The sequence below is a fragment of the Epilithonimonas caeni DSM 17710 genome (genome assembly GCF_000426465.1).
In the GTDB taxonomy this organism is placed as follows: Bacteria; Bacteroidota; Bacteroidia; order Flavobacteriales; family Weeksellaceae; genus Epilithonimonas; species Epilithonimonas caeni.
Window position 1 is genome coordinate 74,115 of record NZ_AUFK01000009.1, and the last position, 15,815, is coordinate 89,929.

Annotated in this window: 16 protein-coding genes and 2 pseudogenes; 16 read left to right on the forward strand and 2 right to left on the reverse strand. The window is 36.3% G+C overall.

Annotated features, from left to right (window positions below):
* Positions 1–10: 10 nt before the first annotated feature.
* From K319_RS0101585 to K319_RS0101655, 15 genes and pseudogenes are all read left to right on the forward strand, one after another.
* A complete protein-coding gene (locus tag K319_RS0101585) occupies positions 11–1,132 on the forward strand; it encodes a histidine kinase (RefSeq protein WP_027382013.1) in 1,122 nt (373 codons plus the stop codon).
* Entirely contained in the window at positions 1,132–2,862 is a 1,731-nt protein-coding gene (locus K319_RS0101590) for a HAMP domain-containing sensor histidine kinase (protein WP_027382014.1), read from the forward strand. The genes K319_RS0101585 and K319_RS0101590 overlap by 1 nt, the downstream gene beginning before the upstream one ends.
* Before the next feature lie 108 nt (positions 2,863–2,970).
* The gene (locus K319_RS0101595; protein WP_027382015.1) at positions 2,971–3,903 is read left to right on the forward strand and encodes a ring-cleaving dioxygenase; all 933 of its coding nucleotides are present in this window, start codon (positions 2,971–2,973) and stop codon (positions 3,901–3,903) included.
* Between the two features lie 23 nt (positions 3,904–3,926).
* On the forward strand, positions 3,927–4,880 hold the full coding sequence (locus K319_RS0101600) for a ring-cleaving dioxygenase (RefSeq protein WP_084403377.1): 954 nt from the start codon (positions 3,927–3,929) through the stop codon (positions 4,878–4,880).
* Positions 4,881–4,882: 2 nt separating this feature from the next.
* Positions 4,883–5,503 (forward strand): alpha/beta hydrolase, encoded by a 621-nt coding sequence (locus K319_RS0101605; protein WP_027382017.1) that lies wholly within the window; start codon positions 4,883–4,885, stop codon positions 5,501–5,503.
* 106 nt (positions 5,504–5,609) lie between these two features.
* Positions 5,610–5,957, forward strand: coding sequence for a cupin domain-containing protein (locus tag K319_RS0101610; RefSeq protein ID WP_027382018.1), 348 nt, complete (start codon positions 5,610–5,612; stop codon positions 5,955–5,957).
* Positions 5,958–5,966: 9 nt separating this feature from the next.
* Positions 5,967–6,278 (forward strand): hypothetical protein, encoded by a 312-nt coding sequence (locus K319_RS0101615; protein WP_027382019.1) that lies wholly within the window; start codon positions 5,967–5,969, stop codon positions 6,276–6,278.
* A gap of 8 nt (positions 6,279–6,286) precedes the next feature.
* Positions 6,287–6,871 carry a Crp/Fnr family transcriptional regulator gene (locus tag K319_RS0101620; protein WP_027382020.1) on the forward strand — a complete coding sequence of 195 codons (585 nt, stop codon included), beginning with the start codon at positions 6,287–6,289 and terminating at the stop codon, positions 6,869–6,871.
* Positions 6,872–7,059: 188 nt separating this feature from the next.
* Positions 7,060–7,934 (forward strand): annotated as a pseudogene (locus K319_RS19640) (pirin family protein).
* 28 nt (positions 7,935–7,962) lie between these two features.
* Positions 7,963–8,679: a M17 family peptidase N-terminal domain-containing protein gene (locus tag K319_RS0101630; protein WP_027382021.1), complete on the forward strand. Its 717-nt coding sequence runs from the start codon at positions 7,963–7,965 to the stop codon at positions 8,677–8,679.
* Between the two features lie 55 nt (positions 8,680–8,734).
* Entirely contained in the window at positions 8,735–9,028 is a 294-nt protein-coding gene (locus K319_RS0101635) for a LytTR family transcriptional regulator DNA-binding domain-containing protein (protein WP_262487812.1), read from the forward strand.
* Between the two features lie 363 nt (positions 9,029–9,391).
* A pseudogene (locus K319_RS21895) lies at positions 9,392–9,490 on the forward strand (hypothetical protein); the annotation flags it as partial.
* 11 nt (positions 9,491–9,501) lie between these two features.
* Positions 9,502–10,161: a DUF6766 family protein gene (locus K319_RS0101640; protein WP_235696067.1), complete on the forward strand. Its 660-nt coding sequence runs from the start codon at positions 9,502–9,504 to the stop codon at positions 10,159–10,161.
* 30 nt (positions 10,162–10,191) lie between these two features.
* On the forward strand, positions 10,192–10,803 hold the full coding sequence (locus tag K319_RS0101645; protein ID WP_027382024.1) for a hypothetical protein: 612 nt from the start codon (positions 10,192–10,194) through the stop codon (positions 10,801–10,803).
* A 247-nt stretch (positions 10,804–11,050) separates the two neighbouring features.
* Complete coding sequence (locus tag K319_RS0101655) at positions 11,051–11,581, forward strand: hypothetical protein (protein ID WP_027382026.1); 531 nt, start codon at positions 11,051–11,053, stop codon at positions 11,579–11,581.
* A 161-nt stretch (positions 11,582–11,742) separates the two neighbouring features.
* Here the strand turns inward: K319_RS0101655 and K319_RS0101660 are convergent, their stop codons facing one another.
* Together K319_RS0101660 and K319_RS0101665 are read right to left on the reverse strand one after the other, a co-directional pair.
* Positions 11,743–13,866, reverse strand: coding sequence for a cation:proton antiporter (locus K319_RS0101660; RefSeq protein WP_027382027.1), 2,124 nt, complete (start codon positions 13,864–13,866; stop codon positions 11,743–11,745).
* A gap of 6 nt (positions 13,867–13,872) precedes the next feature.
* Entirely contained in the window at positions 13,873–14,436 is a 564-nt protein-coding gene (locus tag K319_RS0101665; RefSeq protein ID WP_034671239.1) for a hypothetical protein, read from the reverse strand.
* Positions 14,437–14,779: 343 nt separating this feature from the next.
* Here K319_RS0101665 and K319_RS0101670 point away from each other — a divergent pair, with 343 nt between their 5' ends.
* A complete protein-coding gene (locus K319_RS0101670; RefSeq protein ID WP_027382029.1) occupies positions 14,780–15,787 on the forward strand; it encodes a LacI family DNA-binding transcriptional regulator in 1,008 nt (335 codons plus the stop codon).
* Positions 15,788–15,815: the final 28 nt, after the last annotated feature.

Consider the following 15,815-nt stretch of genomic DNA (forward strand, 5'->3'; position numbering starts at 1 on the left):
GCAATTCGTTATGACTGAAAAAAATTCTGCGCAGGACTTTCTCGATCTGATAAAAAAATCAAGACGGGGAAAATTCAAAATCTATATAGGGATGAGCGCCGGTGTTGGGAAAACGTATCGTATGCTTCAGGAAGCACATGCCCTTTTAGCAAGCGGAATCGATGTGAAAATCGGATACATAGAAACCCATCATCGCAAAGAAACCCACGCTTTGCTGGATGGACTTCCTATCATTCCGAGAAGAACATTGTTTTACAAAGGGAAAGAGCTTGAAGAGCTGGATGTGCAGGCGGTTATCAACCTTCGTCCTGAGGTCGTCATTGTAGATGAATTGGCGCATACGAATATTGAAGGCAGCAAAAACGAAAAACGGTGGCAAGACGTTATGGATATCCTGGATTCTGGGATCAATGTCATCAGTGCGGTTAATATTCAGCATATCGAAAGCCTGAACGAAGATGTTAAATTGATCACCAATATAGAAGTTCAGGAACGTATTCCCGATAATGTTTTGGCACAGGCGGATGAAGTTGTGAACATTGACCTTACATCTGAAGAATTGATTGGCCGTTTGAAAGCCGGAAAAATCTATGACAATTCAAAAATCAATTCGGCACTCAACAATTTTTTTAAATCTGAAAATATTCTTCAACTTAGAGAATTGGCTTTGAGAGAAGTTGCTTCTCAGGTGACGAGAAAAGTGGAAACAGAAGTGACGATTCATAAGTCGGTTAAAAAAGAAAAATTTCTGGCCTGCATTAGCTCAAATGAAAAAACGGCGAAAAATGTCATCAGAAAAACAGCGAGATTAGCTAATTATTACAACAGCCAATGGTATCTTCTGTATGTTCAGATTCCCAGAGAGAGTTCTGATAAAATAGCTTTGGATAAGCAAAGACATTTGATCAATAACTTCAAACTGGCAACAGAGCTGGGAGCAGAAATCATAAAAGTTGAAGATACAAAAGTTGCTCATGCCATAATGGAGCAATGTGAAGAAAGAAAAATCACAACGGTTTGCATCGGAAGACCTCATTTAAATCTATGGAAAGTAATTTTGGCAACAGATACTTTCAATTCATTGCTTAATAAATTATCCCAGGGAAAAATAGACTTAGTAATTTTGTCCTAATGAAAATAAAAACTAAACTCAATTTAGGTGTCGGGGTACTTTTTATGATGATATTCGTATTGTCGGTTTTAAGCGGTTGGTATATCAATCAGCTGAAAAAAGATACCAATAATATTCTGAGAGCCAACTATAACACGCTTCAATATTCCAGAAATATGTTGCTGGCCTTGGAGGAGATTGATTCTGACCCTTTAGCATTCAGTGTTTTTGAAAAACATCTTGAACAGCAGCGGAAAAATGTGACCGAACCCGGCGAAAAGGAAGCGACAGACAATGTTGTCTTTCATTTCGAAGCTTTGAAAAAAGATTCTGCCAATTTTGGACTTCAAACTTCTATCAGGAAAGACCTCGCTGAATTGATGCAAATCAATATGAGCGCTATCGAGCATAAAAGTACGGTTGCAGATTCGACGGCAAAAAATGCGATTATTGTTATTTCATCAACAGGAATGTTGTGCTTTATTATAGCTTTTATACTGATGGTTAATCTCCCTTCGAATATTGCAGACCCTATCAAAAGCCTTACTGAAAGTATCAAGCAAATTGCGAATCAAAACTATAAAGAGCGTGTACATTTTGAAAGCAGAAGTGAGTTTGGAGATTTAGCGACCTCATTTAATACAATGGCAGAAAAACTTCAGGAATATTCTGAAAGCAGACTTGATAAGATCATCAGAGGAAAAAAACGTATTGAAACCTTGATCGATAATATGCACGACCCGGTTATCGGAATTGATGAGGATAGAAAAGTTCTTTTTGTAAATGATGAAGCTTTGAAAATTACAGGACTTGGTAAAGAAAACTTTGTAGGGAAATTGATTCAGGATGTTGCTGTAAATAATGATTTGGTAAGAGATATTATCAGAGATGTGATCGTTCCGGATAAGATGGATCCTGAAAACGAAAAAGAACCGATGAAAATCTATGCCGACGGAAAGGAGAGCTATTTTGAAAAAGAAATCGTTGATATCAATATTGTTCCCACTGGCGAACAGCAGAGCCGTTTTATTGGCCAGGTGATCATGCTCAGAAACATTACGCCGTTCAAAGAATTGGATCTGGCGAAGACCAATTTTTTAGGTACAGTCTCTCATGAGTTCAAAACACCAATTTCTTCTATCCAGATGGGATTGCAATTACTGGAAAATGAACAGATTGGAAGCCTGAATGACGAGCAGAAAAATCTAGTCAGTGGAATCAGGGAAGACTCCAACCGTCTATTGAAAATTACAGGCGAATTGTTAAATATCACACAAGTAGAAAGCGGTTTGATACAGCTTAATATGAAAGCTTCAGACATCAAAAATATTGTGGATTATGCTATTGGTGCAAACAGATCTTCTGCTGAACAAAAACATATCCATTTCAAGATCAGCATAGAAGAAGGTTTGTCAGCAGTTTTAGCTGATAGCGAAAAAACGGCTTGGGTTCTTAATAATCTGCTCTCAAATGCCATTCGTTATTCTTACGAAAATTCTAATATTAATATTGACGTCAGAAAAATTGATGATAAGATTCAATTTTCTGTTACCGATACAGGGCAGGGAATTGATCCTCAATATTTATCCAAAATCTTTGACCGCTATTTCCGAGTTCCCGGAAGCAAAAAAGAAGGAACAGGTTTGGGATTAAGTATCAGCAAAGAATTTATAGAAGCTCAAGGAGGCGAAATTACGGTTAAAAGTGAGTATGGAGCGGGAAGTACATTTTCCTTTGTTTTGAATACATGATCAATTGTTATTAAAATTCATTAAAGTGTATCATTTATTAAACTAGTTAAATGTGCAGGATTTCTAACCACCATAAATTTGTCATATCAAAATTAAACAATCAACAAAATGGAAAATAGAATATTAGGACTGCACCACATCACAGCGATTGCAGACAACGCAAAAAGAAATTTGGATTTTTATACTCAGGTTTTAGGCGTAAGACTAGTTAAGAAAACTGTCAACTTTGACGACCCGGGAACTTATCATTTTTACTTCGGAAACGAAGAAGGAAATCCGGGAACAATTCTCACTTTCTTTCCTTGGGAAGGCGTAGGGAAAGGTACAAACGGTTCCGGTTTGGCGACGCACATCGGATATTCTGTACCGAAAGGAAGTTTGGAGTTCTGGAAAAACAGATTGCAGCAATTCAATGTTAATGTTGAAGAAGGTGAAATTTTTGGCGAGAAGTTGATTTCATTTCAAGACCCGGACGGTTTACAATTACAGTTCATCGAATCTTCAACTCCGGATGACAGAAAAGTCTGGACAACTGATGATATTAAAGATGAAAATGCTTTGAAAGGTTTCCACAACATCACTTTAACTTTGAAGAAAGCAGACCCGACAATCAAAGTTTTAACTGATATCTTCGGATACGATTTGCAGAAGCAGGAAGGTGAAAGATTCCGTTTTGCAACCGATGCGATTGAAACTGCAAATCTTGTCGACATTATTGAAAATGATAAGATCCCAACAGGAAGAAATGCGGGAGGAACCAACCACCACGTTGCTTTCCGGGTGAAAGATGATAAAGTGTTAATGGAATTCCGTGAAAAAGTTTTGTCTGCCGGTTTTAATATCACTCCGAAAATCGACAGAGATTATTTCTATTCATTGTATTTCCGTGAGCCAGGCGGTGTTTTATTCGAAATTGCGACAGACAATCCGGGTTTCACTGTAGATGAACCTTTGAACGAACTGGGAACCAGCTTGAAACTTCCAAGACAACACGAACCTTTACGTGCCAGAATCGAAGAAGTATTGCCTAAGTTATCATAAAGAACTAACAAACAACTAAAATTATGTCACTTATCACAGGACTTCATCACGTAACCGCTATCACAGGCGACTCGCAGGAAAATATCGATTTTTACACCGGGATTTTAGGACTTCGATTGGTAAAAACAACGGTCAATTTTGATTATTCCGAGGTTTATCATTTTTATTTCGGGGACGAATTCGGAACTCCGGGAACGATTATGACGACTTTCCCGTATGGAAAAAGTTTGGTCAACGGAAGACACGGAAAAGGAATGCTGAACACAACCGCTTTTTCGGTTTCGATTGATGCTTTGGATTATTGGCTGGAACGTTTGACTAAGTTTGATATTCCTTTCAAACAGCCGCAGCAAAGGTTTTCTGGCGAAGTTTTTATTTATCTGGAAGATTTTGACGGATTGGGCTTGGAATTGGTTTTTAATGATAAAGATGACAGAAAAGGTTATGATAATGGATTGATTCCGAAAGATTTTGCGATTAAAGGTATTCATCATGTGGAAATCTGGCTGGATGCTTATGAAAGAACTGCTGCTTTGTTGACCACTCAAATGAACCACAAATTAATTGCTGAAAGTTCTGACCGGTTTAGATTTGCAACGGAAGATAAACCGGGGAAATATATAGATTTGCTTTGCACACCAACTGCTCTGAAAGGTTTGGCAGGAAGAGGAACGGTTCATCACGTGGCTTTTGCAACGCCTAATGCCGAAACTCAGCTTGAAATGATTGAAAAATTAAACCAATTCGGATTGGAACATACCGAAGTGAAGGACAGAAAATATTTCACTTCCGTATACTTCAAAGAACCGGGCGGCGTTTTATTTGAAATCGCAACTTCGGGTCCCGGATTCGATGTAGATGAGGAATTGGCATCTCTGGGAGAACATTTGAGTCTGCCGTCACAATTTGAAGAACAAAGAGAACATTTGGTACAAGTTTTACCAAAATTTAATTATCCAACAGAAAAATACCAATAAAAATGAGTCATGTTTTAGATATAAAAACAGGTGGGAAATCATTGCATGAAGCTGGAAAAGTTTTAATAATGATTCACGGAAGAGGTGGAAGTGCGCAGGATATTTTGAGCTTATCACAACATTTGAATGTGGAAGATCACGCTTTGTTAGCACCACAAGCGACCAATGGAACTTGGTATCCGTTTTCGTTTATCGCTCCGGTTGAGCAAAACGAACCTTGGTTGTCTTCAGCCATTGAAACTGTCGGGAAAACGGTTCAGACTGCTTTAGATGTAGGAATTGAGGCTGAAAATATTTACTTTTTCGGATTTTCCCAAGGTGCGTGCTTGACTTTGGAATTTTTAGCTAGAAATGCTCAGAAATTTGGTGGAGCAGTAGCCATTATCGGTGGGGTGATCGGTGAGAAAATCAATCGTGAAAATTATAAAGGTGATTTTGCGCAAACTCCGATTTTCTTGGGAACGAGCAATCCTGATTTTCATGTTCCGGTTGAAAGAGTGTATGCAACAGCCAATATTTTAAAGGAAATGAATGCTGATGTGACGGAAAAAGTTTATGCTAATTTCGGACATTCGATTAATCAGGAAGAAATTGAATTGGCGAATTCGATTGTTTTTAAATAATTAATTCTCTCGCAGATTTTTCAGATTCAGCAAATTTCATCAAGTATCTGCCAAATCAAAAAAATCTGCGAGAATTAAAATATAATTAAAATTTAAAAAAAAAACAATGAAGATCACAAGAATATTCAGCGATGAGAATGGCGAATCTCATTTCGAAGACATTGAGATTCCATTAGTCGATCAAGGCGAAATCGGATTTTTGTCAGAAGATATTAATGTTAAGAAACTCCAATTCAGAAAGGTTTCTGCAGATTATGATTACGATTTTCATCACGCTCCGCAAAAGCAATATATTGTATTATTGGACGGTGGTGTTGAGATTGAAACTTCGCTTGGTGAAATCAGACAATTTCAAACTGGAGAAATTCTTTTGGTTGAAGATATTTCAGGAAAAGGTCATAAAACTAAAAACCTTGAAAAGAAGGAAAGAACTTCGCTTTTTATTCATTTATAAATTTTAGAAATGAAAACTTTAAACTTTTTAGTGATTGGAAAAAATCAGGAGATTCTCGAAACCTTAAAAAGAATCATCGAAAATAACGAAGGCTGGAAAGCTGAAATCAAAAGCGATGAAACCATTTGCCCTGATTATATCAGAGAAAATCATGTTGATATCGTTTTACTGAGTTCCGGTCTGGAAGAAAAATTTGAAAATGATATTAAAGTTTTTTGCGAAAATCTGGACAAAGACGTGAAAGTTATCGACCATTACGGCGGTGGAAGTGGACTTTTGAAGAGCGAAGTTTACACACTTTTTCCTAATTTGCAGTCTTAAACTGCATTATGTCCCAAAATATCATCGAAAACATTACCAGATTTATTGATCTCAGTCAGGAAGAGGAAAAGATCTTCACAGATTTTTTAACATTGCAAACTTTTCCGAAGAAAACAGTTTTGTTGAGAGAAGGCGAGATTTGCCAGTTCGAAGGCTATATTCAGAAAGGTTGCGTGAGGGTTTATTACCTTGATGATAATGGTTTTGAGGTCACAATTCTGTTTGCTATAGAAGATTGGTGGATTAGTGATATTGCATCGTTTCAGGAACAAAAACCGTCTAAATTATACATCGAAACTTTGGAAGATTCAGAAATTTATATGCTGAATCCAACGACCAAAGAAGAACTTTTAGAGAAAATCCCGAAGTTTGAAAGAGTGTTCAGAATGTTGGTTCAAAGAAACCTTTTCACTTTGCAGAATCGTTTGGTGAATACAATTTCAAAATCTGCATCCGACCGATATTTGGAATTTATAAAAGTCTATCCGTCAATTCCACAGCGAGTTGCACAATATTATATCGCCTCTTATCTCGGGGTTTCAAAGGAATTTGTGAGTACCATCCGAAAACGTCTTGCTAATAAAGGAAAATAAATGAACGAAAATTCCTCTCCTCTGGAGGGGTGGCGAAAATTCGAAGAATTTTTGACGGGGTGGTTTATATGTTGTAACCATCCTGTCTTTTTATTTAAAATAGAGTAATTTATTAAACTAGTTAAATGTACACGATTTTTCATCAGACTAAATTTGTCTCATCAATAACGAATAAATAACAAAAAGATATGGACAGAAAAGATTTTTTAAAGAAAGGATTGTTAGGAACGGGAATGTTTGTAGCATCTGCATCATTGGGAAATACGATGAAAAATGAGATTGATGAGATTGAGCCTTTGGAACCGATCGGATACAATCATTTACCGAATACCGATTCAAAAATTAAAGATAATTCTGTACTTCACAAAGCAGATTCCAGAGGAAAAGCTGACCACGGCTGGTTGGTGAGCAATCATACCTTCGTTTTGCTAATTATCATAATCCGGAAAGAATGCACTTCGGTGTTTTGAGAGTTCTGAATGACGACAAAGTAGAAGCAGGAAGAGGTTTCGGAACGCATCCGCACGACAATATGGAGATCATCAGTATTCCGTTGGAAGGTGATTTGGAGCATAAGGACAGTATGGGAAATTCGGCGATCATCAAGAGTGGAGACATCCAGGTGATGAGCGCAGGAACAGGAATTATGCACAGCGAATTCAATAAAAATAATGACAGTTTGGTTAAGTTTCTTCAAATCTGGGTGTATCCAAACAAAAGAAATGTGACTCCGAGATATGACCAGATTACTTTAGATAAAACAAAAGGTCAAAATCAATTCCAGCAGATTCTTTCTCCAAATGCAGATGATGAAGGTGTTTGGATCCATCAGGACGCTTGGTTTCATTTAGGAAGTTTTGAAAATAATATAGAAAGCAATTATCAGATCAAGAAAAAAAGGAACGGTGTTTATGTTTTTATTCTGAAAGGAAGCGCAGAAATTGAAGGTCAAAAACTGGAAAAAAGAGACGGTTTCGGAATCTGGGATATTTCCGATTTGAATATTAGATCAACTTCAGAAAATACAGATATTCTGTTGATGGAAGTTCCGATGACGATGTAATAAATATCCATATTAAAATTGAATTATTATGAAAATTGTATTTAAAATACCAATTAATAAATCGTTAATAATTGTAGCAATAATTCTTTCAACTTCATTTTTCTCACAAACTCCTGCAAAAGTCGGAACATCAAAGAACTGGGGTTCGGTAGACGGGATTTCTATGATTGGATTGGTTCAGTGGCCTTCTTCTGCAGATGCCCAGCTTCAAGTTGCCTGTGTTTTCGAATATACAGATAACGACATCCACAGTGCCCAGGCATTACCAGCAAACCTAAACGGGTTGGTACACTTAGACGAAGCTTTGAAAGGTGAATTTACCAAAATAAGACAATCTGGTCACTTCAAAGGACATTCTTTGGAAACGTTATTGATTTCTCCGCCAAAAGGTTCTATGTCTGCAAAAAAACTATTGCTAATCGGTTTGGGAGACAGAAATAAATTTATTCCGGAATTGATGATATCAGTAGGAGAGGTTGCGGCTCGTGAAGCGATACGATTGGGTGTGAGCAATTTTGCTTTTGCGAGCGATTTAAAAGATGCCGGAATAGACTCTCCAACAGCTTTGGTTGCAGGAAATGTTGTGAAAGGTATCGTTAATGCAAACCGCTCCGAGATTTATTTGAAGGAACATAAACTTTCTAAAACAAAAAAACTTGAAAAAGTATATCTTTTGGCTGGTCCTTATTTCTTTGAAGTTGCAGGTGGTGGGATTAAGGATGCGATTGATGAGATGCAGAAATAGAATACAATCCATCAGAAAGCGCATCAACATCTATCATTAGGACGAGCTTATCTCTCTGGAAGTTTCTGATATTTCATACTTTGTAATAGAAGACAATTCGGTGATGATCTGTACCACCGGAAACAGAAAATACTATTCTGCAACCAGTCTTGACGAGATTGGAAAAACCTTGGAAACCGAACATTTTTATAGGGCAAACCGTCAATTTATCATTAATATCAAAGCCATTAAAAACATTCTGATCTACGGAAAAAATCAGCTGAAAATCGTCATAGAGCCCGAACCGGAAGAGAATATCATCATCAGTAAAAATAAGGTGTCCGACTTTAAAAAGTGGCTGGAACAATAAAAAAATGGAATTCCGATTAACGGAATCTCTAAAGAAATTATTTCTATAAAAGAGCTAATGGATTATCCGTTAGTGCTAAGATCAATTTTAAATTCAACAATTAGAATAAGAACAAGTCAATTAGTACAGTGTTTGCTGCTTGAAGTTAATGGATGAGTTATATGATCAATTGTAATTCAAACCTAAAATCAGGCAGAGCGTCATGCTGAGAAATAATGCTAAAGGTAAAGATCATATTTTTTATCGTGTGTATGACCACGGTCATAAGATAACAAAAATCATAAAGCTACCTTTGGAATATCACCTACATAACACACCAAATGTGAAGTGCGGTAGAATGGCGCCGGGGTTTCGTGGGATTGCCCTTGTCACGGATCACGTTTCAGTCTGAATGGAAAAGTTTTGACCGCTCCTTCTATAAGAAGATTTGATCAGGGTCAGGGAGAAAGATATTTAATTTAAATTTTAGGGATATGATGTCTAAAAATAATTTTCTTTACAGAAACAGCCTAAGTTTTGTATTGATTTCGTTGATGTTGATTTTTCTTGTTGGCCAATTTTTTACCGGCTGGAGAACCGAGAACAAAGAATTGGCCGAAGAGGGACAAGCTTTGTTGGATTTTGGTCAATATATCCGGAGCGGACATTTTATTCAGGCTACTTTTGAGAATTGGGAAAGCGAGTTTCTGCAAATGATGCTTTATATTTTGCTCACCGTTTCTCTAAGACAAAAAGGTTCCAGCGAATCCAAGTCGTTAACAGAGCAAGAAGATGTTGACAAAGAACCGAAATCCCATGCTAATGCCCCCTGGCCTGTGAAAAAAGGAGGAATTTGGTTGAAGGTTTACAAACATTCTCTTTCATTGGCTTTTGGGATTTTATTTTTAGTGAGTTTTTCATTGCATTTTTATGGAAGTTTGAAGGATCATAATTCAGAACAGATGATAAAGAATAAAGCGACAGCAAGTGTTTCGGATTATTTTTTTGATTCCAGATTTTGGTTCGAATCTTTTCAAAACTGGCAAAGCGAATTCTTGGCCGTGGCAGCTATTGTTCTTTTGTCAATCTGGTTAAGGGAAAAAGGTTCTCCGGAATCCAAACCTGTTGATATGGCACACGGCGAGACGCCTTGACGGGATAGTATCATTTAAATTTAACAAAAGATGAAAACTAAACAAGTATATGGTGTTCCTGCGCAGATAAAAGGAGCTTTTCATGATACCGAAAGTCAGAAAAAAATTACTGACCCAGACATTGTACTCCATAAATTTGAAATTTTGAAAAATCGTTTTTTTTCAATTAATGAATGGAAAAAACATTGTGGAACATTATCAGCAGATTTCAAACTCTATGACAATAATGGAATACCTGCAGATAGAACACCCAGGGAAGGTGATTTTATAAGGATAGATATTCCTGGACCGGGAGATTTTGAAGCAAGAGGATATGACTGGGTAGAAATAATGAATATTGATAATAATTCTTGTGACGGTGAACTAGAAAGATATCTGATAAAATGCCAGCCATCACGATCACCACAAAGCAAAGATGATCGTATCCGTCATTTCTTTTCACGTGAATCTACCTCAACATTTATTATTTCGCGGGGTATGGATTTCATAAAAGTTGGAATCTATGGACGTAATGAAATGCCAAATTATGATAAGAAAGGAATTCTGCTAAAGATTCGGAATTTCATAATTTCCTTAGTAGGTTTTGCTCATCTAACAAAGATACAGTGGAAATGTCTTTCTGATGGTTTGCTTGATTTTTAGCTTATTTTATTGAGATACAAACCATCTCAATAATAATTCCACAGATATTCCACATCTTTTTATCATTGAATAGGAAGTCATTTATAAGATCATTTCTCAATTTTGTTATTATGAGCCAAATCATATTATTCCCATCGATTAAATAATACCTTGCACCAAAACAATTTCTCTTGTAAGAAAAGGACTTAAAGATGGTGAGATATAAAGGAATTGTTTTTGTAATATATACAAACCATAAGGTTTTAAAATGAATAAAATTTTTCAAATATCAGCATTTTTACTTATAATATATGGAAAGGGGCAAAGCCATGACCAGCTGATGGACTATGCGGAATATTATAATAAAGATATATCAAAGTTTATTTATTTTATGAAAATACAGCCATCGGTTTCCCATTCCAATGCAGGGATTGAACAGGTTGTCTATGAATTGGATGACCATAATGTTGGTATAGAAGAACATCGGAGTAATAATGGAAAGATTGGCGAAATCTATGTTTTTCAATCACAAGAAAATCAAAGTCAGACACATTCGAAATGGAAGACATCCTTTGATCTGATGAAAAAAGATAAGTCGTTGAAATTCGTCAAAGGTATTTTTGATGATGGACTTAACAAAGAGAATAATCTGGGACTGAGTGAATTCATACAAATGATAAATGGTCGTAAAGATGAAAACTTAGATTATGGCGTAAGGTTTAGTAGGAATAATGTTTACTATTCTCTTTTTGTTATCAAGAATAAATTGGTTTTTACTGTCGATGAAAAGAATTTCTGATTGGAAAAAATTGTAATTGAAACTGAGTTTTTTAGATTGCAACATTCTTTTGAGATATTTTACCACTTCATGAAATATTATTTAGACCATATCTCTTATGCGAAAAATGGCCTCTACAAAATTATTATTGATATTGATTGTCTTTGTTGAAGTAATTTCACTTACCTGAAGATCTTCTTGATTATATTTCCTATTTCTATAAAATCGTCATGATTTCCTACAGACCGTTTCTCAGAATTGACGTTATCAAACTCAGAGAAAGGGAAGATCAAGAGATAATTTTTGTCATTTAGATACCGGTTTAGCAATTCCGGAATCAATCGCATCTGCGGGATATAAGACCTCATTCCTTTTTTTGCCATAAATGTGATGAGGGCTTCATTATCTTTTAATTGAATTGCTGTGTTTTCGCCGTCCTTCCAAGTGTTCATAATAATGAACTCTGCTTCGATATTGGCTTTCTTGATTATTCTCTGCAGAATATCGATAATTTCTTCTGAGGCATAGAATGTGATCGTAGCGCCTGAATTTCTTGCAATATTCCATACCCTTAATAACGCATGAAAAAAACCAGCCTCTTTATGTGCTTTTTCAGGGATCATTACCGCATATTTTTTTATGGTTGATAAAGGTTGCGCAGCATGGTACACCAAAACATTCACATCATCACTTTGCAGATAGCCATTATATAAATTGTAAGCAAAAGAAGGGGAGAAGCCTTTCTCATCTTCCAGCCCTATAATTAGATCGGTTATATTCTGTTCTTTAATGACGTTGTTGATTCCATTGATTACATCATTGTCATATCTTTTCAATGACTGAACTTTCACATCTGCTGCAGCTGCGGTATCTGTTGCGTGGTGTAAGAGCTTTTCTGCGTTTTTTACCGAAGATTCATTTTTATCTTCATTGATGACGTTCAAAGCAAATAAATTTTCGGTATTAGAATGGGCTTTAATTAAAATTCCGAGATTGACCATTCTTTCAACGGTCGCCTCGTGATTTAGTGCTAAAAGAATATTTTCCCTCTCGTGACTGTTTCCTGAAACGGTTTCTTCATTATCCTGTTCAGCGATCTTCTGTGCACTCGACATCGAAACGAATGATGAAATTGTACACGAAACAAGGATCAATAAAATACTTCCATTTAAAACGTGTTCGTTTAACAATCTGATAGGTTCTCCGGTTTCGGTTTCAGAAAGAATAATGTTATATCCGACCATCACAGACGCCAAAGTTGCTGCTGCCGAAGCGGAGCTGAGCCCGAAGACTAGTTTGCCTTCATCTTTGGTCAGTCTGAATGTTTTTTGGGTAGCAACTGCAGAAAGATATTTTCCTCCAATCGAAGCGACGAGCATTATTGCTGCGACTTCCAAAGTTTCCCAGCTTTTAAAAAAAACTTTAAAATCAATCAGCATCCCCACACTGATCAGAAAGAAAGGAATGAAAATGGCATTTCCGACAAATTCTACACGGTTCATTAATGAAGAAGTATGCGGAATCAGTCGGTTTAAAGCCAATCCTGCAAAGAATGCTCCGATGATTGCTTCAACACCTGCGAATTCTGCCAATAAGGCTGCTAGATAGATCATCACCAATACAAAAATGTACTGCGAGATCTTATCGTCAACTTTTTTGAAAAACCACCTTCCAATAATGGGGAAAATTAATAGAACGACTAAAGCAAAAATGATAAATGAAGCCGAAAGTTTTACCCAGAATTCTGTTCCCACATCGCCTTGGGACATCCCAACAATAATGGCAAGAACCAAAAGCGCCAAAACATCCGTGATCATAGTTCCGCCTACGGTAATATTAATTGCAGGATTTTTAGCAATTCCTAATTTACTGACCAAAGGATAGGCAATTAATGTATGCGATGAAAATAGACTTGCAAAAAGTATAGAGGTTAATACCGAAAAATCTAAAATGTAAATCCCACCCAAATAGCCTAAAACAAAAGGAACAGTAAATGTATAAAGCCCAAAGGTGAGACTTTTCCATTTGTTTTTCTTGAAATCTCCCATGTCGATTTCCAATCCGGCCAAAAACATGATATAAAGCAATCCGGTAGTCCCCGTAACCACGATACTGCTGTCTCTGGACAGAACATTAAACCCGTTCGGGCCGATTACTGCCCCGGCGATAATCAATCCCAACAAATGCGGAACTTTTATTTTGTTTAGCAAAAGTGGTGCTGCCAAAATAATGATAAGCACCAAAAGAAACTTCAGTACCGGATCCTCTATGGGAAGGCTCAGATTGTGTATGCTAAGTAAAGTCATTTGTGTCTATTTTTTAGAACGTACCAGTTCAACGGAGAATTTTGCAATACAATTATCTACCGCAATGGTCCTTACACCCTTCATTTTGTTGTCCGAAATATCGTTCAGAAGAACATTCATATCAACCTGTTTTTTTGCGGTGGAATCTGTTTTAAAATTAAGTCTGACCTCATTATTCTCAAACTTTCCGGAATACAAACGTATCAGATTGTTGTTATTGATAATTTTGGTGAACAGCTGTATCGAATCACTGGCAAATTCCCATGTATCGGTACGCTGGTCTCCGACTACATAATCACTGCAATTGGATTCTGTACAGATCACTTTTCCTGTCCAGGATCCTGCAATTTCATCGGGCCATTTAACAATCTTGATAGAATCTGAATGTTGTCTGCTGAAAATACTGTCCCTCATTTTAAGGAGAGACTGGTATTCTGCTTCCTTCTGTGCGAATGATTTTTCTTTTTCCAATAGCTGCTGTTCCCTTAAGTCCAAATCGTTTGTTTTGTCTTTGTTGTCACAATTCAGAAGAAATAAAGAAAGAAAAATAAATAGTAAAGGATTTTTCATAGAAATAAGTTGTTCTTTAAAAGTAAGAAAAATTTGCGCCAAAATCCAAGTTTCCGCATCGGAAATTATACAATGTGAAGGATTGGTAAGATTCTGGCAAATAAAAACAAAATTTTAGATTAAACGATTAACCAAAATTTAATATTAAAATGCATATTTGTTAATATTAAATTAATTTTAAAGATTAATATTGTATTTAAAAATATGATTTATAGATAGTTGGGATTGATGTAAGTATACGTAAAAAATTTGCCAATTTACAATAATTTTCAAATCATACAAATATTTTCGACTATTGTTTTTTTAATAATTTATAGAATACTTTGCATTTTTAATTAAAGCTGTGAAAAGATCATCCATAAAAGACATTGCCAGAATTGCAGGGGTTTCCGTAGCAACAGTATCTTATGTGCTTAACAGAAAGGAAGGTCAGAGGATCAGTGAGGAAACTAAGAAAAAAATTTTCGAGGTAGCTGAAACGATTAACTATGTTCCCAACAGAAATGCCAGGAGTTTGAAGAATAATAAATCCAAACTATTGGGGCTTATCGTAGCCGATATCTCAAATGATTTTTATTCCAACATTGCGAGGAAACTGGAAGATAAAGCTCTACAATTAGGCTATTCGTTGATTATTGGTAGTTCTGATGAAAATGCCGCAAAATTTGAAAAGCTGATTGAACTTTTTTCCCAGCAACAGGTTGACGGAATGATCGTCGCGCCCGTGGTCGGTTCAGAAAGATCTCTAATGAAATTGATCGAAAAGAATTATCCGGTCGTTACAATCGACAGATATTTGAAAGGTATTAGCCTTCCCGGGGTAATTTTGAATAACAGAGAGATTGCTGAATCTACAACCGATCTCCTTTTAAAAAGAGCCTTTGACCAGATCATCTATATTGGCTACGATACAAAATTGGAACATCTTTTGGACAGACAAAAAGGTTTTGAATCCAGCATATCGGAATTTAGGGATGATGTTCTAACGAAAAATATTTTGGTCGGAATTGAAAATATTATGGAAGAGATTCAGGCTAAACTGAGGGATGCCTTAGGGAAAAAGCCCAAAAATACTGCTTTATATTTTTCCAGTAATAAACTAGCGGTTGCGGGACTTGCTTACCTTATCAAAAATAATATCAAGGTTCCACAGGACGTTTCTGTTTTGGCCTTTGATGAGACAGAGGCATATCAATTATTTCCGACAGAGGTCAGTTACATCAAACAACCTTTGGAAGAAATGGCGGATGAGGCGATAACGATCTTGGACTCACTGATCGATCAGTATTCCAGAACTGCAAAGAAAATAACTTTATCAGCAAGTCTTATTCTTCGAAATTCGATCAAATAATTTTTTTACCAAATAACTTAAACGTTTA

Excerpts from the sequence above, each read along its gene's own strand:
- K319_RS0101590 (WP_027382014.1), top strand. The coding sequence starts at position 1,132 with ATGAAAATAAAAACTAAACTCAATTTAGGTGTCGGGGTACTTTTTATG.
- K319_RS0101605 (WP_027382017.1), top strand. The coding sequence starts at position 4,883 with ATGAGTCATGTTTTAGATATAAAAACAGGTGGGAAATCATTGCATGAA.
- K319_RS0101630 (WP_027382021.1), top strand. The coding sequence starts at position 7,963 with ATGAAAATTGTATTTAAAATACCAATTAATAAATCGTTAATAATTGTA.
- K319_RS0101615 (WP_027382019.1), top strand. The coding sequence starts at position 5,967 with ATGAAAACTTTAAACTTTTTAGTGATTGGAAAAAATCAGGAGATTCTC.
- K319_RS0101665 (WP_034671239.1), bottom strand. The coding sequence starts at position 14,436 with ATGAAAAATCCTTTACTATTTATTTTTCTTTCTTTATTTCTTCTGAAT.
- K319_RS0101655 (WP_027382026.1), top strand. The coding sequence starts at position 11,051 with ATGAATAAAATTTTTCAAATATCAGCATTTTTACTTATAATATATGGA.
- K319_RS0101585 (WP_027382013.1), top strand. The coding sequence starts at position 11 with ATGACTGAAAAAAATTCTGCGCAGGACTTTCTCGATCTGATAAAAAAA.
- K319_RS0101595 (WP_027382015.1), top strand. The coding sequence starts at position 2,971 with ATGGAAAATAGAATATTAGGACTGCACCACATCACAGCGATTGCAGAC.
- K319_RS0101645 (WP_027382024.1), top strand. The coding sequence starts at position 10,192 with ATGAAAACTAAACAAGTATATGGTGTTCCTGCGCAGATAAAAGGAGCT.
- K319_RS0101660 (WP_027382027.1), bottom strand. The coding sequence starts at position 13,866 with ATGACTTTACTTAGCATACACAATCTGAGCCTTCCCATAGAGGATCCG.
- K319_RS0101640 (WP_235696067.1), top strand. The coding sequence starts at position 9,502 with ATGATGTCTAAAAATAATTTTCTTTACAGAAACAGCCTAAGTTTTGTA.
- K319_RS0101610 (WP_027382018.1), top strand. The coding sequence starts at position 5,610 with ATGAAGATCACAAGAATATTCAGCGATGAGAATGGCGAATCTCATTTC.
- K319_RS0101600 (WP_084403377.1), top strand. The coding sequence starts at position 3,927 with ATGTCACTTATCACAGGACTTCATCACGTAACCGCTATCACAGGCGAC.
- K319_RS0101620 (WP_027382020.1), top strand. The coding sequence starts at position 6,287 with ATGTCCCAAAATATCATCGAAAACATTACCAGATTTATTGATCTCAGT.